The sequence below is a fragment of the Aeromonas sp. 25-248 genome, assembly GCF_053005425.1.
The window spans coordinates 13,956-35,972 of sequence record NZ_JBRKTB010000013.1; the positions used below are offsets into that span (position 1 = coordinate 13,956).

Here is a 22,017-nt window from a genome sequence, read left to right on the forward strand (position 1 = left end):
ACGGGGCGGCCACGAGCGGGTCAGCCTCAGGCCGGTTCGCCCAGGTGGTTGGCGTGAAAGCGCAGGTGCGCCTCGATGAAGCTCGCCACGAAGTAATAGCTGTGGTCGTAGCCGGCATGGCGGTTGAGCGTCAGGGGCCACGCCCGGGTGGCGGCCACTTCGGCCAGGGTGTCGATGCCGAGCTGCTCCGCCAGGAAGGGGTCGTCCAGCCCCACGTCCACCAGGGTCGGCAGGGGCGGGCTGTCGTGGTGGCGCAGCAGTTGGCAGGCATCCCACTCCTGCCACAGCAGGGGGTTGTTGCCGAGGTAGGCGCCGAGGGCCTTTTGGCCCCAGGGGCTGCGGCTCGGGTGGCTGATGGGGCTGAAGGCCGACACCGAGCGGTAGCGACCCGGCTCGCGCAGGGCGGCGATGAGGGCGCCATGGCCCCCCATGGAGTGGCCGCTGATGGCGCGCTTCGTCGAGACCGGGAAGTGGGTCTCGATGAGCTCGGGCAGCTCCCGGGTGACGTAGTCATACATCTGGTAGTGATCCCGCCAGGGGGTCTGGGTGGCGTTGACGTAGAAACCCGCCCCCATGCCGAGGTCATAGCCGGGATCGTCCGCCACCCCTTCACCGCGGGGGCTGGTGTCCGGCGCTACCAGAGCGATGCCGAGCTCGGCGGCGATGCGCTGGGCCCCGGCTTTTTGCATGAAGTTCTCGTCGGTGCAGGTGAGACCGGAGAGCCAGTAGAGCACCGGCACTTTCTGGCCGGTGAGGGCCTGGGGCGGCAGGTAGATGGCGAAGCGCATCTCGCACCCCAGCACATTGGAGCGGTGGCGATACTGCTTGTGCCAGCCGCCGAAGCTCTTGTTGCTGCTGATGATGTCCAGATTCATGTAAGGACTCCTTGCCCCGCCCATGCGATGGGCGGGGCGCTCATGGGATCAGTAGTGGATGACGGTGCGGATGCTCTTGCCTTCGTGCATCAGATCGAACGCCTCGTTGATCTGCTCGAGGGGCATGGTGTGGGTGATGAAGTCGTCCAGCTTGAACTCACCCTGCATGTAGCGCTGTACGTAGCTCGGCAGCTCGCTGCGACCGCGCACGCCCCCGAAGGCGCTGCCGCGCCACACCCGGCCGGTGACCAGCTGGAACGGACGGGTGCTGATCTCCTGGCCCGCACCGGCCACGCCGATGATGACGGATTCGCCCCAGCCCTTGTGGCAGCACTCCAGCGCCGCGCGCATCACCTTGACGTTGCCGATGCACTCGAAGGAGAAGTCGACGCCGCCGTCGGTCATCTCGACGATCACCTCCTGGATGGGCTTGTCGAAGTCGTTCGGGTTGATGCAGTCGGTGGCGCCCAGCTTGCGGGCCAGCTCGAATTTGCTCTCGTTGATGTCGATGGCGATGATGCGGCCGGCCTTGGCCAGGCGCGCGCCTATGATGGCGGAGAGGCCGATCCCCCCCAGCCCGAAGATGGCGACGCTCTCACCCTCTTTCACCTTGGCGGTGTTCATCACGGCGCCGATGCCGGTGGTGACGCCGCAGCCGAGCAGGCAGACCTCTTCCAGCGGGGCGGCCGGATCCACCTTGGCGATGGAGATTTCGGGCAGTACCGTGTATTCGCTGAAGGTGGAGGTGCCCATGTAGTGGTAGATGGGCTGGCCGTCCTTGGAGAAGCGGGTGGTGCCGTCCGGCATCAGCCCCTTGCCCTGGGTGGCGCGGATCTTCTGGCACAGGTTGGTCTTGCCGGATTTGCAGAACTTGCACTCGCCGCACTCGGGGGTGTAGAGCGGGATCACGTGATCGCCGACCTTGACGCTGGTGACGCCCTCGCCGACGGACTCGACGATACCGCCCCCTTCATGGCCCAGAATGCAGGGGAAGACCCCTTCCGGATCTTCACCGGAGAGGGTGAAGGCATCGGTGTGGCAGACGCCGGTGGCGACGATCCGCACCCGCACCTCGCCGGCCTGGGGCGGCATGACCTCGACCTCTTCGATGGAGAGGGGCTGACCCGGTCCCCAGGCGATGGCGGCTTTACACTTGATGCTCTGAACCTGTGCCATGAATGACGTCCTCGTGATGGATGGATGAACGGAAATGAGTTCGGACATTCAGTGTAGTTTCCCGTCGATTTGGTGATAATGACGCTAAGTATCAAATCACTTTTACACACAGGTAATAATGTTCGGCTGGGAAGGGGTCTGTGAATTTGTCAGCGTGGCGGAGCAGGGGGGCTTTACCCCGGCCGCGCGCAAGCTCGGGGTGTCGGTGGCCCAGGTGAGCCGCCAGGTGGCGCAGCTCGAAGACAGGCTGCAGGCCAAGCTGCTGCTGCGCACCACCCGCCAGGTGCGACTCACCGAACTCGGGGAGATCTATTTTCGCCACTGCCGCCAGTTGCTGGATAACCTCTACGAGGCGGAGCTGGCGGTGGGACGCCATCAGGCGGTGCCCCAGGGCTCCTTGCGCATCACGGCCCCGGTCTCCTACGGCGAGAGCCGCATCGCCCCCCTGGTGAACGACTTCATGGTGCGCTTCCCCCAGCTGGAGGTGACCCTCAACCTCACCAACCAGTTGCTGGATCTGGTGCACGAGGGGTTCGATCTGGCGATCCGCCTCGGCCACCTCAAGGATTCGACCCTGGTGGCCCGCAAGCTGGCGCAGCGGGTACCCTATGTGTGCGCCTCCCCCGCCTACACCGCCCGCCACGGCATGCCCAACAGTCTCTCGGAGCTGGCCCGTCACACCTGCCTGGTGGGCAACGGGGACGAGTGGCACTTTACCCTGAACGGTAAACCCCACAGCGTGCGGGTACGCGGTCTGCTTCAGTGCAACAGCGGCCACGCCCTGCTGGATGCGGCCATCAAGGGGATCGGCATCATCCAGCTGCCGGACTACTACGTGAGCGACCACCTGGCCCGGGGGGAGCTCATCGAGCTGCTGCCGGAGCTGCGGGCCCCCGAGGAGGGGATCTGGGCCCTCTATCCCCACAACCGCCACCTCTCCCCCAAGGTGCGGTTGCTGGTGGACTATCTGGCCGAGCGCCTCAGCGATCCCCACCAACCTGCCCTGGTACGGCCCATTGGTTGAGCCGTCGCCCGAAAAAGAAAAGGCCCGCATGTGCGGGCCTTTTGCATGGCATGAAGGGCGGGGCTATTCCCGCTCCTTGACGTAGGGGGTGCCGAGGGCCTTGGGGGCCACCGCCTTGCCGATGAAACCGGCCAGCAGGAAGACCGTCAGGATGTAGGGCAGCGCCTCGATGGCCTGCACCGGGATCGGGAAATCGCCGATGCTGACCCCTTGCAGCCGGATGGCGACCGCGTCGAGGAAGCCGAACAGCAGACAGGCCGCCATGGCGTTCCAGGGGCGCCATTTGCCGAACACCAGGGCCGCCAGCGCCATGAAGCCCTTGCCCGCGCTCATGTTGGGGATGAACTGGGCAGTCTGGGCCACCGCCAGATAGGTGCCCCCTATCCCCGCCAGCAGGCCGCCGATGATGAGGGCGGTGTAGCGCATGCGCACCACGGAGATGCCTGCGGTGTCGACCGCGGCCGGGGCTTCGCCCACCGCCCGCAGCCGCAGGCCGAAGCGGGTGCGGAACAGCACCCACCAGGCCAGGGGCACGGCGGCGAAGGCCACGTACTCCAGCAGGGAGTGACCGCTCAAGAGCTCGCTGTAGAGCTGGCCGATGACGGGCACGTCATAGAGCTCCTTGGCATAGGGCAGGTCGATGGGGGCGAAGCGCGCCGCGCCGGAGAGCGCCGGGGTCTGGCCCCCCTGATCGAACCAGTAGCGCCCCAGGGTCACGGTGAGACCGGCCGCCAGGATGTTGATGGCCATGCCGCTCACCACCTGATCACCCCGGTGGGTGATGGTGGCGAAGCCGTGCAGCAGGGCGAACAGGATGGAGATCCCCACCCCGACCCCCAGCCCAATCCAGGCGGAACCGGTGACGGCGGCGGCCGCCGCACTGGCGAAGGCGGAGGCCAGCAGCTTGCCCTCCAGGGCGATGTTGACCACCCCGGAGCGTTCACAAAACATCCCGGCCATGGCCGCCAGGATGAGCGGAGGCGCGGTACGTATGGTGGCGTCCAGCATCAGGATCAGCATTTCGAACATGATCAGGCTCCTTTCACTTGCGCGGCTGAACGGTTGGCAAAGGCCAGATAGGCCTGCTCGATGCGCGGGCGCAGCATGTGCTCCAGGGCGCCGCAGAACAGGATCACCAGACCCTGCAGCACCACGACGATGTTGCGGTCCACCCCGAACTCGAAGCTGAGCTCGGCGCCGCCCTGGTAGAGGAAGCCGAACAGCAGGCTGGCGATGATGACGCCGACCGGGTGGTTGCGACCCATCAGGGCCACCGCGATGCCGGTGAAGCCGAAGCCTTCCACGAAGTTGAGCTTGATCTGGTGCAGCTCACCCTGCAGCACGTTGAGGGAGAAGAAGCCCGCCAGCATGCCGGAGATCACCATGGCCAGGATCACCACCTTGGGGTAGGAGATGCCCGCGTAGGCGGAGGCACTCTGGCTGGCGCCGACCGAGCGGATCTCGTAGCCCCAGCGGGTATGCCAGATGAAGACCCACACCAGGGCCGCACAGATCAGCGCCCAGAAGAAGCTGATATTGAGCGGGCTGTTCGGCACCGTCACGCCGACCGCCGCCAGCAGCTCGCTCATCTTCGGCAGCCAGCTCGCCACGGCGAACACCTTGCTCTCGGTGGCCATGGATCCTGGCGGCTTGAAGACGTCGACCAAGAGGTAGGCCATCAGGGAGGCGGCGATGAAGTTGAACATGATGGTGGTGATGACGATGTGGCTGCCCCGCTTGGCTTGCAGCCAGGCCGGGATGAAGGCCCAGGCCGCGCCGAACAGGCCGCCGGCGATGATGGCGAGCGGCAGCAGCAGGGCGAACGGCAGCACGTCCCCGAGCAGCAGACAGACCAGACCGACCCCGAGGCCGCCGATATAGGCCTGCCCCTCACCGCCGATGTTGAACAGGCCGGCGTGGAAGGCCACCGCCACCGCCAGACCGGTGAAGATGAAACCGGTGGCGTAGTAGAGGGTGAAGCCTATCCCCTCGCCGGTGCCGAAGGCGCCGTACCACATGATTTCGGCTGCCTCGATGGGGCTGATGTCGAGGTAATAGAACAGGATGGCCGACACCAGGAAGGCCAGCAGGATATTGACTGCGGGCAGCACGCCCACGGATATCCAGGCAGGAACACGTGCTTGGCTCATGAATGGGCCTCCTTGATATCGTCGGGGACTGGTGTGTTGACCATCATCAGGCCGAATCCGTTACAAGTGGTTGTGACCTTCATGATGTGGCTCCTTGTGATTGGCTTGCCGCCACGTCGTCAGGAACTATGTTCGCCATCATCAGGCCGATGGTGCGTTCATCCGCCCTGGCGCCGTCCAGCTCGCCGACGATGCGGCCATCGGCGATGACCAGAATGCGGTCGGAGAGGCTCATGATCTCGTCCAGCTCCACCGACACCAGCAGCACCGCCTTGCCCTTGTCGCGCATGGCGATGATCTGCTGGTGGATGTACTCGATGGCGCCGATGTCGACGCCCCGGGTCGGCTGGCCGACCAGCAGCACATCCGGGTCCTGCTCCACTTCCCGGGCGATCACCAGCTTCTGCTGGTTGCCGCCGGAGAAGTTGGCGGTCTTGTGCTCCGGGCTCGGCGGGCGCACGTCCCACTTGTCCATCTTGGCCTGGCAATCCTGGCGGATCGCCTCCTTGTCCTGCAGCCAGCCCTTGTTGTACTGGGCACGGCGGTGATAACCGAGGATGAAGGCCTCTTTCGCCTCGAAGCGGTTGATGAGCCCCATCTTGTGCCTGTCTTCCGGGATGTGGCCCAGGCCGAAGTTGCGCACCTGCTCCGGATCGGCCGGGTGGCTCTGGCTCACCTCGTGGCGCTGCGCCCCGGCGATGGTGAAGCCGCCCTTGCTGGGCTTGAGGATGCCGCCAAGCAGGCTGAGCAGCTCGGACTGGCCGTTGCCGGAGACCCCGGCGATGCCGACCACTTCCCCCGCCCGCACCTCGAAGCTGACGGATTTGACCCGTTCCACCCCTGCGTCATCGACGTAAGAGAGGCCCTCGACCTTGAGCTTGGCCTCGCCCGGCTGGGCGGTGCCCTTGTCGACCTTGAGGCGCACCTTGCGGCCCACCATCAGCTCGGCGAGCTGCTCCTTGTCGGTGTCTTTGGTGGCGACATGGGCCACCATTTCACCCCGGCGCATGATGGAGACCTGATCCGTGATGGCCAGGATCTCCCGCAGCTTGTGGGTGATGAGGATGACGGTCGCCCCCTGATCCCGCAGCTTTTTCAGCACCTCGAACAGGTGATCCGCCTCTTGCGGGGTCAGCACCCCGGTGGGCTCGTCGAGGATCAGGATGCGGGCACCGCGATAGAGCGCCTTGAGGATCTCGACCCGCTGTTGCAGGCCCACCGGCAGATCCTCGACCTTCTCGTGCAGCGGCACCTCAAGACCATAGTCCCGTGCCAGCTCGCCCAGCAGCTTCTCGGCGGCCGCCAGGCTCTTGCCCAGGCGCCAGCCGTTCTCGGCGCCGAGGATGACGTTTTCCAATACGGTAAAGTTGTTCACCAGCATGAAGTGCTGGTGCACCATGCCCACCCCGGCGGCAATCGCATCTTGGGAGCCATGGGGTTTGAACGGATTCCCGTCGATCAGCATCTCGCCTCTGTCGGCGTGGTAGAAACCGTAAATGATGCTCATCAGGGTCGACTTGCCGGCGCCATTTTCGCCGACGATGCCGTGAATGCTGCCTTTACGAACCTGAAGGTCGATCTGCTTGTTGGCGTACACGTCGCCGAACCGCTTATCGATACCCCTTAATTCGATGGCATAGCGATCTGTCTGGTCCATGATGCAGTCCTTGCGGGTCATGAAGTAGAGACTAAAAACCGGCCCGTACGGGCCGGTCTGGATTGAGAGTCGTAGCAGAGACTCAGTACTTGCAGGATCAGTACTTACAGGAGTTGTCGCTCATGTAGTCGTGCACCTTGATCTTGCCGGCGATGATGTCGGCCTTGATGGCTTCGACCTTGGCTTTCATTTCCGGGGTGATCAGCTTGGCGTTGTTCTCGTCCAGCGCCCAGTCAACACCGCCTTCGGCCAGACCCAGGGACTGGATACCCGGCTTCCAGCTGCCCTTGGCGGCGTCATCCCAGCTCTTGTACGCGGCCAGACCGACCGACTTGACCATGGAGGTCAGCATGGTGCCCGGTTGCAGGTGGTTCTGGTTGGAATCCACACCGATGGCCAGCTTGCCTTCGTCCTTGGCAGCCTGATAGACACCGATCCCGGTGCCACCGGCGGCGGCATAGACCACATCGGCGCCCTTGGCGAACTGGGACTTGGCCAGTTCTGCACCCTTGGCCGGGTCGGCGAAGGCTGCCGGGGTGGAGCCGGTCATGTTCTGATAGACGTCGATCTTCGGATTGATGTACTTGGCGCCTTGCTCATAGCCGCACTGGAACTTGCGGATCAGCGGGATGTCCATGCCGCCCACGAAGCCGACCTTGCCGGTCTTGGAGGCGATGGCCGCCAGCGCACCCACCAGGAAGGAACCTTCATGCTCCTTGAAGATGAGGGACTGGACGTTCGGCTTGTCGACCACCATGTCGATGATGGTGAACTGGGTGTTCGGGAACTCGGTGGCTACTTTCTCTACCGCGGAACCCATGTTGAAGCCGACGGCGACGATGGGGCCGTTGCCACGGCTGGCCAGACGACGCAGGCCCTGCTCGCGCTGGGCTTCGTTCTGGGGTTCGAACTCCTTGACCTTGACGCCTTTGTCCTTGTTGTAGACTTCGACGCCGTTGCGGAACACGGCTTCGTTGAAGGACTTGTCGAATTTGCCTGCGGTGTCATAGATGACGGCGGGCTCGGAGGCTGCCTGGGCGGACAGGGCAGCGAGGGTGAGGGCGGCCACGGTGGCCAGCTTGAGCACTTTAGTCACGATCGTATCCTTGATTGTTATGTGAGGGTCCACAACCTGTCTTGGCAGGTCATAAAGCACGCTGGCTAACTGTAAGTGAGCCAGCCCGTTGGTCAAGGGGATCATAGAGGAAAAACGTTTGCGTTAACGGTTTGAAATATAAGCAAATTGCCTTATAAGTGTTTGTTTTATGGTGTTTTTGCAGAATTAAATTCCGGGATTAATAGGGCTCGATCGACATTTTTGTTTGGATTCATGACGTTAGGCGCAACCGTTTTCCTCTCCTGATGAAAAAACTGGCTTCCATCGGCACCAGCCCTGCGGCCTCATCGACGCCGCGTTGGCGGGCGGGTTGGCCCCCGGCTGCTCACGGCTTGGTCTCTGGCGGCTCAGGCCGTATAATCCCCGCCTGTATAAATAAACAGGAGTGGTGATGGACGTTTCAACCCTGCTCGACGGGCTCAATGACAAGCAAAGAGACGCGGTGGCGGCCCCCCGTTGCAACCTGCTGGTGCTGGCCGGTGCCGGTTCGGGCAAGACCCGGGTGCTGGTGCACCGTATCGCCTGGCTGATGCAGGTGGAACGCTGTTCACCCTTCTCCATCATCGCGGTGACCTTTACCAACAAGGCGGCGGCCGAGATGCGCGGCCGGGTCGAAAAAGTGATCGGTGACGGCGTGCGCGGCATGTGGATCGGCACCTTCCACGGCATCGCCCACCGATTGCTGCGGGCCCACCATCTGGATGCAGGGCTGCCACAGGATTTCCAGATCCTCGACTCCGACGACCAGTACCGCCTCATTCGCCGGGTGCTCAAGGCGCTCAACCTCGACGAGAAGCACTGGGCTCCGCGCGCCGTGATGGGCTACATCAACGGCAAGAAGGACGAGGGGCTGCGCCCCGGCGACATCGACCTTTACGGCGACCCCGTCACCCGCACCTATCAGCAGATCTACAAGACCTATCAGGAGACCTGCGATCGCTCCGGGCTGGTGGATTTTGCCGAGCTCCTGCTGCGCGCCCACGAGCTGTGGCTGAACAAGCCCCACATCCTCGAGCACTACCGGGATCGCTTCCAGAACATCCTGGTGGACGAGTTCCAGGATACCAACGGCATCCAGTACGCCTGGCTGCGGATGCTGGCCGGCGACACCGGCAAGGTGATGATCGTCGGCGACGATGACCAGTCCATCTACGGCTGGCGCGGCGCCAAGATTGAGAACATCCAGCGTTTCCTGACCGACTATGAGGGGGCGCAGACCATTCGCCTCGAGCAGAACTACCGCTCCACCGCCAATATCCTCAAAGCCGCCAACAGCGTCATCGCCAACAATGCGGAGCGCCTTGGCAAGGAGCTGTGGACCGAAGGGGCCGAGGGCGAGCCGATCTCCCTTTACGCCGCCTTCAACGAGGTGGACGAGGCCCGCTTCGTGGTCGGCCGCCTCAAGGATTGGAAAGAGAAGGGGGGTCTGCTCGCCGACTGCGCCATCCTCTATCGTTCCAACGCCCAGTCCCGGGTGCTGGAAGAGGCGCTGATGCAGGACGCCATGCCCTATCGCATCTACGGCGGCCTGCGCTTCTTCGAGCGCCAGGAGATCAAAGACGCCATGGCCTACCTGCGCCTTATCAACAACCGGGGCGACGACGCCAGTTTCGAGCGGGTGGTCAATACACCGACCCGCGGCATCGGCGATCGCACCCTCGAGATCTTGCGCAACAACGCCCGGGATCAGGGCCAGAACCTGTGGCAATCGGCCAAGGCACTGCTCAATGACAAGGTGCTGACCGGCCGCGCCGGCAACGCGGTGCGCGGCTTTGTGGATCTCATCGACGCGCTGGAGGAGCAGGTCTCCCTGCTGCCCCTGCACCAGCAGGCGGATATCGCCATCCAGCACTCCGGCCTCAAGGCCATGTATCTGGCGGAAAAAGGCGAGAAATCCCAGGCGCGGGTAGAGAACCTGGACGAACTGGTCACCGCCTGCCGCCAGTACCAGCGCCCGGACGAGCTGGAGGATATGAGCGATCTCTCCGCCTTCCTCGCCCACGCGGCGCTGGAGTCCGGCGAGAATCAGGCCGACGAATATGCCGACGCGGTGCAGCTGATGACCTTGCACAGCGCCAAGGGCTTGGAGTTCCCGCTGGTGCTGCTGGTCGGCGTCGAAGAGGGCATGTTCCCCAGCCAGCAATCCACTGAGGAGTCGGGCCGGCTGGAAGAGGAGCGCCGCCTCTGTTATGTCGGCATGACCCGCGCCATGGAGAAGCTCTACATCTGTTATGCGGAGAGCCGCCGCATCTACGGCCGCGAGATGTTCCACAAGCCGAGCCGCTTTATCCGCGAGATGCCCGCCGAGTGTCTGGAAGAGATCAGGCTGCGCACCCAGGTCAGCCGCCCCACCCAGTACGGCCGCTTCAGCCAGAACGAGGTGCAGCAGAGCTTCGACGCCAGCGGCATCAAGCTCGGCCAGCGGGTGCTCCATCCAAAATTCGGGGAAGGCATAGTGCTCAACTTCGAAGGGGTCGGCCAGCAGAGCCGGGTGCAGATCCAGTTCGACGACGTCGGCGCCAAGTGGCTGGTGACGGCGTATGCCCGCCTTGAGGCGCTGTAAGGCGCAGCGCACCCACCATCAATAGAAAAAGGAGCCGTTGGCTCCTTTTTTGTCAGGACTGTAGGTTCGATTAGCGAAGCGTAATCGGACGTTCGCGTCATGGGGAAATTGTGTGCCTGGTTGTTGGCAGCACGGCTGGCGCCGTGCAGGACGCGAGGGCGTTGCCCTCGACAGGGTTTCGCCCGCCCTTCGGGCTTGGGCGAGTAACTTTTCTTTGCGTGGCCAAAGAAAAGTCACCAAAAGAAAGGCCACCCCCGCCAATCCGCTGGCTTCGCCAGTCCCCTCGGGCCAGAGCCAACGTCGGGCGGGACGCCGCAGACGGCACATCCCTGTGCCAACTGCGGCTACGCCATCATCCCTGATGGCGTCCCTGCCGTTGCCTCTGACCCTCGGCGGATTGGAGGGGGATCAATACCGTGCCAACCTTTGAATTGAGGAATTAAGCTCTTTCAACGTAGCGTAAACGAGATGCCGGTATCCCCAGATAACTAGAACAGTAATCTCAGATTGTCTACCAATCTTGTTGCGCTATTTCTTTATTCATAACCATAAATTTCTTGTAAGTAGGAAGTTATTATATGTTAGCCACATAATCATTTGCGGCTTGAAGACTGGTAATGTCCGCAGAAATAGATAGACGTAATTTTAGCGTCGCATCAGTTGCCCCAGTTTTCACGGTACTTCTGAACCTTATTTTTAATAACGGAAATATGTAATCCTTGCCTGAGACAATATCTAATTTTCTTATTCCCTTAGAATAAAAACTTGTAATATGTTCTTTTCTTTTTATATTATATGCATCCTCTCCCACCTTTGCTAATACCGCCGCTTTAAGGGATTCGATTCTAGCGTTGGTTTTTGTAGCACATAAATTACCGTGCTTGTCATTTATCAACTCTGAAACCTTATAAGATACAGTAGGTATTTCAGGTGCTAAGGACATCGCGGTTGAATATTCAATAAACAAATTAAATAATTTCTCTTCGTTATTTAAAACCCATTCATCGAAGTTAAAGTCTGATATTAATTGCTCAATTTTTTTAGCGGGTTCTTCTTCATCCAGTATTCTGTGAAAAGCATTATGGCAGCATAGAATGTTTTCTATGCAGTACACAGGTAACTTATACAGCCCAATTTTGTTCTCAATGTAATCTCCACAGAGCATGAAAAGGTCTCCGTCAACAACATATAATGTTGGCCTAGATATGCTATTGATATTTTCAGAGTGATGTTTTATTACTTCTTTTCTTGATCCTAGTGGATATACTCGGCCGACTTTAAAGCGCCCATTGAATACACGCAGGAAAACCTTCCCAAGGATTTTGTCATATCCAACGGCCGTATCTTCAATATATATATCAATGTCATTCTCATCTTCAAAAAAGACACTCTTTGCAAATTTTCCAACTAAGCTTCTTTCTAGCATAATATGTTACCGACATTGAACCACTTTGTTTTTGTTCTTTCCTACAATCTCAGGAGAATGAGTTGCGAGTATAAATTGCCCTCCATTTTCGAATGTTTTAATTGTATCGGTAAATCGCTCTTGCCATCTTAAATGCAAGGATAACTCTGGCTCATCAATTATAAATGTGGTTCTTTTATCATTCTTACTAAAATACACATGGGCAAATATAACCAGAAGTTGCCTTTCTCCTGACGAAAGTCCTTCAATAGAACACTCTTTTCCATCTGGTCTTTTAACAACAATCTGTCCGACGGTGTCTAATTTAATGCTTTTGTTCGAGTCTTGATAAAAAGAGTTTACTGTTGATATAAAATCATTTATTGGTTTAAATAGAGAGTCTTGTTTCGATTTGTGTTCATCGATTATCTCTACAATTTTAGATATTCTGTCTACTTGTGCTTTATTCAATAACCACTCAACAGAGAGACCCTTATCCATCGTAGATAGTTTTTCAAAGAGAGCGGACATTTTTTCAAAAAAGTCATCTACACTTTGAATAATTGCCTTATTCTTTAATCCAATATTTGCAATTGCTGTTTTTATCTCATTCTGTCTTTGCAGTAATCCTTGTTTTTCTTTCCAGTTATTTATTGCATAAGCACTATCTTTGAAATCGAATTCAACATTATTATATTGAAATACTGACATTAGGATGCTATCTCTCATCCTGCTCAACTGTCTTTCCTCTAACTCCCTAAGTCTTCTGTATGAATTTTGAACTAAGAGTTCAGTTTCCATTAATCCCATACCCAAAGAGCCAGGGATTATCTTTCGCTGTTTAGAATTGTTAACGACAATTCCTCTAGGGCGGTCGAAAAAATAATCAGCAGAGATGTCAAGATTATCTTCACTTCTTCTTTCTAGCCCCAAGAAAATAGGGGTGCTAATCTCAGATATGGCTTTCATTATTGGGTGTGATTGGAAACGACGAACTACGTCATTTACCATCTCATTGATCTTATCAGTTCGATGGTTATAAAAACTATAGTCGTTCAAATCTAGAGTTGGTAGCAATAACGCGTCTGATATGCCACTGACTTGTAGTTGTATCTCGTCACCAACCTTGTGTGCCCTTATATATAAATCCTTATTCTTCTCCTCAATGCAGAGAGATATTTCAAGAAATGGTATTGTTAGTAAGTCTTTAAAGTTAGGTGTAACAAGAGCATTCATCATTCTTAATGCTGTTGTTTTCCCTGAACCATTTGAACCCACTAAAAAACTGATGTCTCGGTTGAATTTTATATTAAAGTTGAGATGTCCATATATAGATCTCCCTATAAATTCTTTTACTAGCATGTATTATCTCCTGTAACAACATAGCTATTATGTTTATAACACCATATTTGTATTATGCAGTGACATAACAACATATAATACGTAGTTCACCATGGAATTTTATACATTGCATTCTGTATCCATGTGTAATGTCATTTAACCTGCTTGCTCTCCATCCCCCCTTGCTTGTCTTCCTCTTCACTGACCTGACTCAGCTTGGAGCGGGCCATCAGCAGGCCCATCTTGACCTCCTGCCAGACGTAGTAGTTTTTACCCGCCTCAGTGTTGGTTGGAAGAAAGACGAATAAAGGTTCGCATGGGGCCTTGCTGGCACGCAACTGCTCAGGTTGATGCTGATGTGACGGGATTCAATGTTCCAGCAATTAACCGGCATGGTGCGGTGCTTTGACGGTGTGGCGAACCACGGCATACAGCCCCGTCACCAGATGGGAGTCATTGATGTCTAAGTGGATGCCGACACTGCACCGGTTGGGGTTGTGGTTGTTACGAAAAACGGCGCTGGCGCTGCTGGCCAGCCTGCTGTTTTTGCTCTCGTTTACCCTGTTTCAATACGCATCCTGGTGGCCTGCACTGGCCGAGGATACGTCTCTCGAATGGAGTGGCTTCTCCCAAGGGCGGACCTTTGCCGAGCTGGCCCCTGCCATGCTGGAGTTCAGCGCCGTGCTCGCCTCTGCTTTCTTGCCCCTGTTTTTGCTGACGCCCCGCCCGCTGTTGCTGCCGCTCTTTGCCGGGCTCTGGTTGTGGCAGACCTACGACATCGCCTTTATGACGGCAACCGCATCGACCTGGCTGCCTCACGAGATCATCTGGGCCTTTATCCTGCCCCACACCCACTGGCTGCTGCTCACCCTGCTGGCGCCGCTGCTGCTGATCCGCCATCTCGGCAGGCGGCTATTTGCTGATACATCCGCAACACAGGCAGGGGACGTCATCCTGGACGACGGACGGTAGCCAGAGGGAGCGATCGATTACGCGATCGTCCGATGACGCTTCGCTAATCGAACCTACATGCAGGCGGGTTCCAAAAGGTGAAGACCCCAGGCTCGCCTGTCTGGTTCACCGCAACTGAAACGCCTTGACGATAAATTCGATAAAGAGTCGCACGTTGCGGGATTGCTCCTTGTGGAAGGGGTAGACGGCGAACAGGGCGTGGGGGTCGGGTTGCCAGTCGGGGAGCAGTCTGACCAGGGAGCCATCCGACAGTTCGTTCGACACGAATTCATCCGGTACCAGGATCACCCCGAGCCCCTGCAACGCCGCCTGTTTCAGGGCGATGCCGTTGTTGGCGCAGAAGTTGGCGGGGGGCAGCTCTACCGCCACGCTCTCCGCGTCCCGGGTGAAGAACCACTTGTTGGGGGAGGAGGAGAGGCTGTAGCGCAGGCAGTTGTGGCCCTTGAGATCCGCCGGGTGAGCAGGCTGGCCCGCCTCCTTCAGGTAATCGGGGGCGGCGCAGAGCACCCGCTGCACCTCGCACAGGGGTTTGGCGCGCAGGGTGGAGTCTTCCAGGGTGCCTGCCCCCCGGATCACCACATCCAGCCCCTGATCCACCAGATCCATGTAGGCGTCGCTCAGGATCACCTCGATGCCGATTTCCGGATAGCGGCGCTGGAATTCGCAGACAAGGGGGTTGAGGCGGATCAGCCCGTAGGACATGGGCATGCCGATCCTCAGCCTGCCCCTGGGGGTGAAGGAGGCGGCCATGATGGACTGGTCGGCGGCCTCCAGGCTGTCCAGCACGGCGCATATCTGGCCGTAATAGGCCATGCCCGATTCGGTGACGCTCAGCCGCCGGGTGGTGCGGTTGATCAGCGCAATGCCGAGAAAGGCTTCCAGCTCGTTGATGTTCTTGCTGACCGCCGCCTGTGAGAGGCGCAGGTCGTCCGCCGCCGCCCTGAAGGTGCCCATTTCCACTACCCGGCGAAAGACGTTCAGCGCCGTGATCTTGTTCATCCTGCCCCCGTTAATTCACTACTGGTAAATGATGGCGCCATCATTGCGCACTTTTATCACAATAGTGCGGATCCCCGGGGTGTCCACCCCCCATCCCCCGCCAGACAGAGAGTTGCCGGTGGCAGAGCGGCCCGGATCATGGCCCTCCGGGGCGTGGCGGGCCCGGCAGAGACGCAGACGAAAGAGAGGCGATGAGCCCCGGGCACCCCGGCCCGTGACGGCAGGCATAAAAGCAGGCGGCAGGGCCCGGGCCCCGCCGCCAGATGGCACGCACCGGCTTACTGCACCTTGCCGGGGGCGGGGGGCAGGGTGATGCCAACATCGGCCCAGGGGTTGGTGCCGAGCAACTGGGCGTGGGGCACATCCGCCTGGTAGCGCATGGTGAACGCCTTGGGCCCGTGGGCGAAGGCCACCAGCAGCCCCTGTTTTGCATCCATCAACCCGGCATGCATGCCCAGCCCGTGATAGCTGATCCGCACGGCCTTGTCCTCCAGGCCCACTTTGTCTATCTGGAAGCGGGCGATACTGCCGTCTTTGAGGGTAAAGCCCCAGCGGAAGGGGCCGCCGCTGACCACCGTCATCACTTCGTCGATGTCGGTGCCGTCCTCGGCGGAGTTAACGTGCATGCGGCCATATTTGCCGAGCACGGCGCTGCGGGTGCGCTCGTCCAGCGCCATCAGGTCATAGACCTTGGGGTAGGGGCCGACGCCGGTCTCTTCGGTGGCGACGCCGCCCCCTTGCACCGCGGGCTCGCGGCCTGCGAGCCTGGCCTGCTCCAGCAGTTCCCCCTGACTCAGGTTGAAGGCCGCAATCAGGGCGCCGTGCTCCGCTTTGGTCAACGCGCGGCGGTGGGAGGCAGCGAGCAGGGGCCTGGCGGCCTCGGGGATGTCGACGGTGACCACGTTGACGCCGATGGGGTTGAGCGCGTTGTTGACCGCTTCGACGCCGGTCACGGCGGGGCGGCCATCGCTGAACTGCACCGAGACGATGTCACCGGCGAAGGTGTTGAAAGAGAAGGCCGAGGCGAGGGTGCCGGCCAGCAACGGGATATGGGTGAGTTTCATACAAGACTCCTCGTTAAGGTTCGAGAAGCAGTCTAGGGCGGCGATGTGTTCACTGAAATGACACTCGGATGATATGAAAATTCACTGACAGTAATGAATGGCGGAACAAAGGGACGAGCACGCCTGTCTGGTGAACCATGCTGCGTCACAAACAGGGTGAAAAAAGCACAAAAAGTGATGATCCAGTCATTAGCGAGATGCATATGCCCGTGGGGACCAACCAATGGAGAATGACCAGATGAAATGGATTCAACGTTGTGCCGCACTTGCAATGATATTGGGTCTGACTGCGTGCGGAGGCAGTGACAATGACAGCAGTCCGCCCAATGCGGCCATCAGGATCAGCCACCTCGCCCCCGATGCCCCCAGGGTGAATGTCAATGTCGATGGGGCTGCCTTCCTGACGGCCGTTGATTTTGGCTCGAGCAGCGGGCTCAAGCCGGTGGCGGCTGGCAGCCACGAGGTGGCAGTGGACGGGATTTTGCCGAGCGGTACCGCGACGGTCATCGGGCCGGTTTCCCTCGATCTCAAACCCGACACTCAGTACGACGTGCTGGCCGTGGGTAAACTGACGGGCAGCGGCGATACCGCGTTTGGCTCGCTGGTGATTGAACGGCCAGATCAGATGCCCGCTGGCGGCGAGATCCGGGTGCAGGTAGTGCATGCCGCCCCGAGCGCACCTGCGGTGGATGTTCATGTCACCGCGCCCGGTGCCGCATTGGGCAGTCCGACGCTGTCCGGCATTCCCTTCAAGACCTATAGCGATCCCCTGACGCTGCCGGCCGGGGAGTATCAGGTCAGGCTGACGCTGCCGGGCAGCAGCGATGTGGTGTATGACTCGGGTCCATTGCCACTCACCGGTGGGGCGGATCTGCTGATTGCGGCGATCGACAACCTGGGGGCGGGGCCAAGCCCGGTCAAGCTGCTTGCCATCGACAGCACTGGTGCAACCCCTCTCCTGTCTGTGGATGAGCAGGCCCAGTTGAGGGTGGTCCATGGGGTTGCTGACGCCCCGGCCGTGGATATCCGGGTCAATGGTGCCGCACCGACCGCCGCCCCGTTGCAGGGGCTGGCGTTCAAGGGAAATACCGGATATCTGGATCTGGCGGCGGCGGATTATGATTTTGTGGTCACGCCGACGGGCGCCACGACCCCTGAAGTGATCAATGCCAGCGACGTGCCGCTCAAGGCGGGCACCCGCTACTCCCTGTTTGCCGTCGGCCAGTTGCTGGATCCCGCTGGCGAAACCATTGAGCCCTTGCTGCTGACGGACACGGGCCGCGCGGTGGCGACAGAGGCGCAGCTTCGCGTGCTTCATGCGGCACCCACGGCTCCGGCAGTGGACGTTTATCTGACGACGGGGTCAGACATCAGCGCCAGCACTCCCGTGCTCAAGGCTGTGCCCTTTAAGGGGGACAGCGGGTATCTTGCGGTTGCCGCCGGAGACTACTTTGTCACCGTCACCGCCTCGGGTGACAAGAGCCCGGTCATTGGCCCCCTGCCGGTCACCTTGTCGACCAGCCAGGTATTAACTGCGGCAGCCTTGTCTGACAGCGTCGGGGGCGTCGATCCCGAGTTGCTGATCCTGGAAGACATCAGCAGCAGTCAATAGCCCCCTCTCTCATCAAGAGCAGGGTGACTGGACCCGGACTGCACTGTCAGTCCGGGTCTTTTTATGGCCTGCCGCTGGCCGTGGGGATCCTGGCAGTCCGGGGATGACCAGAAAGAGTCGGCCCGGCATAGAGCCGTCAGGCCCGGGTTGTGGTATGACTCGGGGCGTCACCAAACAGAACCTGTCGGAGGAAGAGACAATGCTGGCGTTGATCACCACGGCGCACCACACCTGCTACCCCAATCCCATCGCCTTTCGGGCCGGTGAGCGGGTGCGCATCGGCCACGAGGACGACGAGTTTCCGGGCTGGGTGCGCACCTTTACCGCAGACGGCAACGAGGGGTGGGCACCCTTGTCCCTGCTGACCCCGATCGGCACGGAGGAGGCGCAGGCGCGTCAGGACTATACCGCCCGGGAGCTGGATGTGGCGGCGGGGGAGCGAGTTCGGGTGGATCGGGAGCTGGCAGGCTGGCTCTGGGTTCACAACGAAGCGGGGCAATCAGGCTGGATCCCGGCAAGCTGCATCGCCTCGCCTTCGTAAAGTGGCAGCGGCTCGGAGAAAGAGTAGAGAGCGGAGAGAGAAACCCGGCCAGCGACGGACGTGCGGCCGGGTGAATTGTAAAGAGTAGGGTGACGGGAAACGGGATCAGCCTAGTCTAATCAACTCGATGGGGGCGTAGCGCTCCTGGCTGTTTGTCAGCAGCACGCACTTCTCATGTTCCGCCTCATAGGGGGTCAGGTTGTCGGTGTGCGCCTCCTTGAGGGTGTCGACTGCGCCGGTGGCGGCAATCATCACCCGTTGGCCCAGGGTCAGCACATTGCGGTTTCGATCGTAGATCTTCATGGCATTCTCCTTGTGGGATGGGGGCCCCGGCCCGTGCCGGGGCAACGGGCTCCAGACTACGCCCCTCGAAAAACGAGATGCCTGTCACAGATCAAAAAAAGGGGAAAGAGGGACTCGGTGCGGTGACGGGGTATGGCGCTCTGGCCTCGCAGCCCGCCGGTGATCGCCACTGCCTGTCGCAGGGCAAGGAGGACGCCCTCGCTTTTCATCCCCTCGGGCTCGAACTGCAAGGGGGATGCGCTATAGTGGAGCCGCTCGTTTTACTGCCTTCAACCAACCGAGAGTGCATTATGAATCGTGAAATTGCCGCCCAGTTCATCAAGATGCTGACCAATCTGGACCAGTGTCTGGCCAAGGCCGAGGCCCACGCCGAGGCGAAGAAATTCAACGTGGAGAACTTCTTCAATGAGCGCCTCATCGTCGACATGCTGCCCCTGAGCAAGCAGGTGCTGATCTGCTGCGACAGCGCCCGCGCCGTGGTGGCCACCGCCAGCCTGAGCGAGCCGCCGGTGCTGGGGGATGATCCCAAGACCATGGCGGATCTGCGCGCCCACGTGGCCAAGACCATCGCCTACCTGCAAGGCAAGCTGGACGCGGATTTCAGCCAGTATGCGAGCGGCCACTACTACCCCTACTGGGCCGGTGGCAAGGGGATGGACGGCCATAGCTGCGTGCATGAGTACGGCATCCCGAACTTCTACTTCCACCTCACCATGACCTATGCCCTGCTGCGCCAGGCCGGAGTGGATCTGGGCAAGCGGGATTACCTGGGCGGTCTGAACCTGCAATAAACCGCGCTTCAGCGACGACAAAGCCTGCCCCCTGGCAGGCTTTGTCGTTTTCGGCCCGGCTCAGCGCCCCAGGTTGTCGGCCAGTTGTTTGGCGCGACTTGCGGCCCACTGATCGATCATCTTCTCCATCTCCAGGGCGGTGATGGGGGAATCCTTGTGGGTGGTGTCCGGGCTCTCGCGAGCGTCCATCACCCGCACCAGCAGCTTGCCGCTCTGGGCGTCGAGCAACTGGGCCATGCTGCCCACCTTGAGCAGATAGGGCTCCTTGCCTATTACCTCGCGGGTGACGTTGATGGCGATCTTGGCGGGCAGCAGATCCCGCAGCTTGGGGTCGGGTCGGGTCAGGTCGAAGTTGGTGATGGCCGCCTGCACCCGCATCACGCCGGGGCCGGGTTCGGTAGCCATCTTGACGCCCTGCTTCATCAGCTCCCGCTGGAAGGTGGCGTGGTAGTAGCGGCCGATCTCGTTCTGCTCGTTGGCGGTCAGCAGATACCACTGGCCGTTCTCCTGGCGGATGAACTGCAAGGGATCGAGCAGCACCTGATGGTACTGGCGCAGATCCACGCCGGGCTCCTTGTAGATACGCTGGTTGGGGTTGCTTTCACTCTGCTGGAAGGCCGTCAGCGGAATCGCCTGCAGGCTGTGGGTGACCTGGTTCTTCACGGCGCACCCGTCCAGCAGGGCGGCGGCCATGGTCATCATCAAGACTCGTTTCATGGGGGCTCCTGGCGGTGGATGGTCGCTGCAAGAACGCAGCCCGCCCTGCCCACAGAGATACCTGATCAGGCCCCTCTCTCACAAGGGGTATCTGTGCGGGGGCCACCGGGGGAGCCCCCGTGTCGGGTCACTCGGCGGGGATCTCGGGCTCCACCAGGATGGCGAGCTGCATCAGGGACTCCTGCCAGCCGAGGTAGCACATCTCCACCGGGATGAGCGCCGGAATGCCCGCCTGTTCGATGGCGAGATCGGTGCCGCACAGCACCTGGGTGAGGGTGATGGTGACCTGCATCTCCCCCGGCAGGTTGGGGTCGTCGAAGCGGTCGGTGTAGCGGATGCGCTTGCCCGGCTCCAGCGCGAGATACTCGCCGCCGAAGGCGTGGGTGTGGCCGCTGGCGAAGTGGGTGAACGACATCCTGAACTGGCCGCCGACCCTGGCATCCAGCGCCGCCACCTTGCAGGTGAAGCCATGGGGGGGCAGCCATTTGGCCAGGGCGTCCGGCTCGATAAAGGCCTGGTATACCCGCTGTGGCGGGGCCTTGAGTACGCGGTGCAGGGTGACTGTTCCTGTGCTCATCTTGGGTTCCTTCTCGGTTGTATCCGAGCAAGGATAGTCGCTCGGGGGAAGGACAACCGAGGGTCAGGAGTCGTGGCGCTCCCATTGAAGGGTTAGGTTGTCATCCGGCGGCGCGCGTCCTGGTCGCCATGAGCGGCCGCATTTGCCGCTGGCGGCTCCTCCTCTGTCAGGCACGTCTGCACGCACTCCATAAACACCCGCATGGCGGGGCTGACAAACTTGCCGGCGTGGTGGGCGCACAGGGCCGTGATGACTAGGGGCGTGGGGGAGAAGAGCAGCTCCTGCAGCTCCCCCGAACTCAGCTCCCGCTCGACGGCGAAGCGGGGCAGGAAGGAGACGCCGAGGTTGCTGGCCACGCAGCGCTTAATGCTCTCTATGCTCCACAGCTCTATGGTGCCGTCCAGAGTGATGGCACGCTGGCGTAATGTGCTCTCGAAAAGCTGGCGGAAGATGCACTGGGGCTCGTTGATGATGAAGCTGACCGGCAGGTGCTGATCCGGGCGGGTGAAGTCGATACCACCGCTGAGGGCGGGGGAGGCTACCAGCACCAGGGGTTGCTCGCCAAAGCTCTCCATCAGCAGGGCGGCATCGTTGCCGACCCGATAGAAGATACCGAGATCGGCCTCGTCCGCCAGCAGCGCATCGCGAATGACGTAGCAGTTCAGGGACCGGAGCGACAGTCGGACCCCGGGAGCCATCCGCTTGAAGCGCTCGAGCACCGCCGGCATCTTGTAGGCCAGCAGGGTTTCGCCGATGGCGACCCTGAGCTCGCCGCTCGGCTCGGCGTCCTGCTGCGCCGCCTGGCGCAGACCCGACATCACTCGGATCATCTCGTGCACATGCGGCATGATGTTCTGTCCGGCCTTGGTCAGGCACATGCGACGCCCTATTTTTTCGAACAGTTGTAGCGAAAGTTCCTGCTCCAACTGCTGGATATGGAAGGTTACCGTCGACTGGGTGCAGCAGAGCTTGCGGGATGCCTTCACGAAGGAGCCCTCCTCGATCACCGTCTTGAGGGTAATGAGACGTCGCAAATCCATGGGGACTCCAATTCATCGAAATGGTTGAATTTAGAATGCTAAAACATTCGATTTTTTGATGCCAGTGGCCGCGTTAAGGTATCACTCCCATTT

20 protein-coding genes and 1 pseudogene are annotated in these 22,017 nt (G+C 60.1%); 6 read left to right on the plus strand and 15 right to left on the minus strand.

All coding sequences use genetic code 11. The features are described from left to right. Window positions 1–26: 26 nt before the first annotated feature. Window positions 27–875 (minus strand): S-formylglutathione hydrolase, encoded by an 849-nt coding sequence (gene fghA / locus ACVDHI_RS16280; RefSeq protein WP_447212283.1) that lies wholly within the window; start codon window positions 873–875, stop codon window positions 27–29. Between the two features lie 48 nt (window positions 876–923). Then, window positions 924–2,051: an S-(hydroxymethyl)glutathione dehydrogenase/class III alcohol dehydrogenase gene (locus tag ACVDHI_RS16285; protein WP_041212135.1), complete on the minus strand. Its 1,128-nt coding sequence runs from the start codon at window positions 2,049–2,051 to the stop codon at window positions 924–926. Window positions 2,052–2,169: 118 nt separating this feature from the next. Here ACVDHI_RS16285 and ACVDHI_RS16290 point away from each other — a divergent pair, with 118 nt between their 5' ends. Beyond that, window positions 2,170–3,075, plus strand: coding sequence for a LysR substrate-binding domain-containing protein (locus ACVDHI_RS16290; RefSeq protein ID WP_039039541.1), 906 nt, complete (start codon window positions 2,170–2,172; stop codon window positions 3,073–3,075). A gap of 63 nt (window positions 3,076–3,138) precedes the next feature. Here ACVDHI_RS16290 and ACVDHI_RS16295 read toward each other — a convergent pair whose 3' ends face one another. The 4 genes from ACVDHI_RS16295 to ACVDHI_RS16310 all read right to left on the minus strand — a co-directional run bounded on the left by ACVDHI_RS16295 (window position 3,139) and on the right by ACVDHI_RS16310 (window position 7,978). After that, window positions 3,139–4,104: an ABC transporter permease gene (locus ACVDHI_RS16295; RefSeq protein WP_010672471.1), complete on the minus strand. Its 966-nt coding sequence runs from the start codon at window positions 4,102–4,104 to the stop codon at window positions 3,139–3,141. A gap of 2 nt (window positions 4,105–4,106) precedes the next feature. Then, on the minus strand, window positions 4,107–5,225 hold the full coding sequence (locus ACVDHI_RS16300) for an ABC transporter permease (protein ID WP_447212284.1): 1,119 nt from the start codon (window positions 5,223–5,225) through the stop codon (window positions 4,107–4,109). Between the two features lie 79 nt (window positions 5,226–5,304). Beyond that, a complete protein-coding gene (locus ACVDHI_RS16305; protein WP_447212285.1) occupies window positions 5,305–6,882 on the minus strand; it encodes an ABC transporter ATP-binding protein in 1,578 nt (525 codons plus the stop codon). Window positions 6,883–6,979: 97 nt separating this feature from the next. Beyond that, window positions 6,980–7,978 (minus strand): BMP family lipoprotein, encoded by a 999-nt coding sequence (locus ACVDHI_RS16310; protein ID WP_039039539.1) that lies wholly within the window; start codon window positions 7,976–7,978, stop codon window positions 6,980–6,982. A 412-nt stretch (window positions 7,979–8,390) separates the two neighbouring features. Between ACVDHI_RS16310 and uvrD the strand changes: the two genes are divergently transcribed. After that, window positions 8,391–10,562: a DNA helicase II gene (gene uvrD, locus ACVDHI_RS16315; protein ID WP_447212286.1), complete on the plus strand. Its 2,172-nt coding sequence runs from the start codon at window positions 8,391–8,393 to the stop codon at window positions 10,560–10,562. 574 nt (window positions 10,563–11,136) lie between these two features. On the opposite strand, the gene ACVDHI_RS16320 is transcribed toward uvrD, so the two are convergent. The 3 genes and pseudogenes from ACVDHI_RS16320 to ACVDHI_RS16330 form a co-directional block, all read right to left on the minus strand. Then, window positions 11,137–11,988, minus strand: a complete 852-nt coding sequence (locus ACVDHI_RS16320) for a DUF4435 domain-containing protein (RefSeq protein WP_408854981.1) — start codon at window positions 11,986–11,988, stop codon at window positions 11,137–11,139. A gap of 6 nt (window positions 11,989–11,994) precedes the next feature. Next, complete coding sequence (locus ACVDHI_RS16325; RefSeq protein WP_411685442.1) at window positions 11,995–13,329, minus strand: AAA family ATPase; 1,335 nt, start codon at window positions 13,327–13,329, stop codon at window positions 11,995–11,997. A 131-nt stretch (window positions 13,330–13,460) separates the two neighbouring features. After that, window positions 13,461–13,604: pseudogene (locus ACVDHI_RS16330) on the minus strand (DUF2846 domain-containing protein); the annotation flags it as partial. 163 nt (window positions 13,605–13,767) lie between these two features. Between ACVDHI_RS16330 and ACVDHI_RS16335 the strand changes: the two are divergent. Beyond that, on the plus strand, window positions 13,768–14,280 hold the full coding sequence (locus ACVDHI_RS16335) for a hypothetical protein (RefSeq protein ID WP_447212287.1): 513 nt from the start codon (window positions 13,768–13,770) through the stop codon (window positions 14,278–14,280). Between the two features lie 105 nt (window positions 14,281–14,385). On the opposite strand, the gene ACVDHI_RS16340 is transcribed toward ACVDHI_RS16335, so the two are convergent. Then, window positions 14,386–15,279, minus strand: a complete 894-nt coding sequence (locus ACVDHI_RS16340) for a LysR family transcriptional regulator (protein ID WP_447212288.1) — start codon at window positions 15,277–15,279, stop codon at window positions 14,386–14,388. A gap of 278 nt (window positions 15,280–15,557) precedes the next feature. Continuing rightward, window positions 15,558–16,343, minus strand: coding sequence for a hypothetical protein (locus tag ACVDHI_RS16345; RefSeq protein WP_346199491.1), 786 nt, complete (start codon window positions 16,341–16,343; stop codon window positions 15,558–15,560). Between the two features lie 238 nt (window positions 16,344–16,581). On the opposite strand from ACVDHI_RS16345, the gene ACVDHI_RS16350 reads away from it, so the two are divergent. Further along, window positions 16,582–17,955 carry a DUF4397 domain-containing protein gene (locus ACVDHI_RS16350; RefSeq protein ID WP_447212289.1) on the plus strand — a complete coding sequence of 458 codons (1,374 nt, stop codon included), beginning with the start codon at window positions 16,582–16,584 and terminating at the stop codon, window positions 17,953–17,955. 199 nt (window positions 17,956–18,154) lie between these two features. Beyond that, window positions 18,155–18,496: an SH3 domain-containing protein gene (locus tag ACVDHI_RS16355; RefSeq protein ID WP_103244057.1), complete on the plus strand. Its 342-nt coding sequence runs from the start codon at window positions 18,155–18,157 to the stop codon at window positions 18,494–18,496. 105 nt (window positions 18,497–18,601) lie between these two features. Here ACVDHI_RS16355 and ydfZ read toward each other — a convergent pair whose 3' ends face one another. Then, window positions 18,602–18,799 carry a putative selenium delivery protein YdfZ gene (gene ydfZ / locus ACVDHI_RS16360; protein WP_010672483.1) on the minus strand — a complete coding sequence of 66 codons (198 nt, stop codon included), beginning with the start codon at window positions 18,797–18,799 and terminating at the stop codon, window positions 18,602–18,604. Between the two features lie 290 nt (window positions 18,800–19,089). Between ydfZ and ACVDHI_RS16365 the strand changes: the two genes are divergently transcribed. Further along, on the plus strand, window positions 19,090–19,590 hold the full coding sequence (locus ACVDHI_RS16365) for a DUF1993 domain-containing protein (protein ID WP_103244059.1): 501 nt from the start codon (window positions 19,090–19,092) through the stop codon (window positions 19,588–19,590). A gap of 60 nt (window positions 19,591–19,650) precedes the next feature. Here the strand turns inward: ACVDHI_RS16365 and ACVDHI_RS16370 are convergent, their stop codons facing one another. From ACVDHI_RS16370 to ACVDHI_RS16380, 3 genes are all read right to left on the minus strand, one after another. Then, window positions 19,651–20,307, minus strand: a complete 657-nt coding sequence (locus ACVDHI_RS16370; RefSeq protein ID WP_447212290.1) for a DUF3313 domain-containing protein — start codon at window positions 20,305–20,307, stop codon at window positions 19,651–19,653. Between the two features lie 127 nt (window positions 20,308–20,434). After that, the gene (locus tag ACVDHI_RS16375) at window positions 20,435–20,884 is read right to left on the minus strand and encodes an SRPBCC family protein (protein WP_447212291.1); all 450 of its coding nucleotides are present in this window, start codon (window positions 20,882–20,884) and stop codon (window positions 20,435–20,437) included. Between the two features lie 92 nt (window positions 20,885–20,976). Further along, window positions 20,977–21,924, minus strand: coding sequence for a LysR family transcriptional regulator (locus tag ACVDHI_RS16380; protein WP_447212292.1), 948 nt, complete (start codon window positions 21,922–21,924; stop codon window positions 20,977–20,979). Between the last annotated feature and the right edge of the window lie 93 nt (window positions 21,925–22,017).

What these genes read in the sequence shown, in the direction of transcription:
- fghA (WP_447212283.1), bottom strand. Translation starts at nt 875, where the DNA reads ATGAATCTGGACATCATCAGCAGCAACAAGAGCTTCGGCGGCTGGCAC.
- ACVDHI_RS16285 (WP_041212135.1), bottom strand. Translation starts at nt 2,051, where the DNA reads ATGGCACAGGTTCAGAGCATCAAGTGTAAAGCCGCCATCGCCTGGGGA.
- ACVDHI_RS16290 (WP_039039541.1), top strand. Translation starts at nt 2,170, where the DNA reads ATGTTCGGCTGGGAAGGGGTCTGTGAATTTGTCAGCGTGGCGGAGCAG.
- ACVDHI_RS16295 (WP_010672471.1), bottom strand. Translation starts at nt 4,104, where the DNA reads ATGTTCGAAATGCTGATCCTGATGCTGGACGCCACCATACGTACCGCG.
- ACVDHI_RS16300 (WP_447212284.1), bottom strand. Translation starts at nt 5,225, where the DNA reads ATGAGCCAAGCACGTGTTCCTGCCTGGATATCCGTGGGCGTGCTGCCC.
- ACVDHI_RS16305 (WP_447212285.1), bottom strand. Translation starts at nt 6,882, where the DNA reads ATGGACCAGACAGATCGCTATGCCATCGAATTAAGGGGTATCGATAAG.
- uvrD (WP_447212286.1), top strand. Translation starts at nt 8,391, where the DNA reads ATGGACGTTTCAACCCTGCTCGACGGGCTCAATGACAAGCAAAGAGAC.
- ACVDHI_RS16320 (WP_408854981.1), bottom strand. Translation starts at nt 11,988, where the DNA reads ATGCTAGAAAGAAGCTTAGTTGGAAAATTTGCAAAGAGTGTCTTTTTT.
- ACVDHI_RS16325 (WP_411685442.1), bottom strand. Translation starts at nt 13,329, where the DNA reads ATGCTAGTAAAAGAATTTATAGGGAGATCTATATATGGACATCTCAAC.
- ACVDHI_RS16335 (WP_447212287.1), top strand. Translation starts at nt 13,768, where the DNA reads ATGTCTAAGTGGATGCCGACACTGCACCGGTTGGGGTTGTGGTTGTTA.
- ACVDHI_RS16340 (WP_447212288.1), bottom strand. Translation starts at nt 15,279, where the DNA reads ATGAACAAGATCACGGCGCTGAACGTCTTTCGCCGGGTAGTGGAAATG.
- ACVDHI_RS16345 (WP_346199491.1), bottom strand. Translation starts at nt 16,343, where the DNA reads ATGAAACTCACCCATATCCCGTTGCTGGCCGGCACCCTCGCCTCGGCC.
- ACVDHI_RS16350 (WP_447212289.1), top strand. Translation starts at nt 16,582, where the DNA reads ATGAAATGGATTCAACGTTGTGCCGCACTTGCAATGATATTGGGTCTG.
- ACVDHI_RS16355 (WP_103244057.1), top strand. Translation starts at nt 18,155, where the DNA reads ATGCTGGCGTTGATCACCACGGCGCACCACACCTGCTACCCCAATCCC.
- ydfZ (WP_010672483.1), bottom strand. Translation starts at nt 18,799, where the DNA reads ATGAAGATCTACGATCGAAACCGCAATGTGCTGACCCTGGGCCAACGG.
- ACVDHI_RS16365 (WP_103244059.1), top strand. Translation starts at nt 19,090, where the DNA reads ATGAATCGTGAAATTGCCGCCCAGTTCATCAAGATGCTGACCAATCTG.
- ACVDHI_RS16370 (WP_447212290.1), bottom strand. Translation starts at nt 20,307, where the DNA reads ATGAAACGAGTCTTGATGATGACCATGGCCGCCGCCCTGCTGGACGGG.
- ACVDHI_RS16375 (WP_447212291.1), bottom strand. Translation starts at nt 20,884, where the DNA reads ATGAGCACAGGAACAGTCACCCTGCACCGCGTACTCAAGGCCCCGCCA.
- ACVDHI_RS16380 (WP_447212292.1), bottom strand. Translation starts at nt 21,924, where the DNA reads ATGGATTTGCGACGTCTCATTACCCTCAAGACGGTGATCGAGGAGGGC.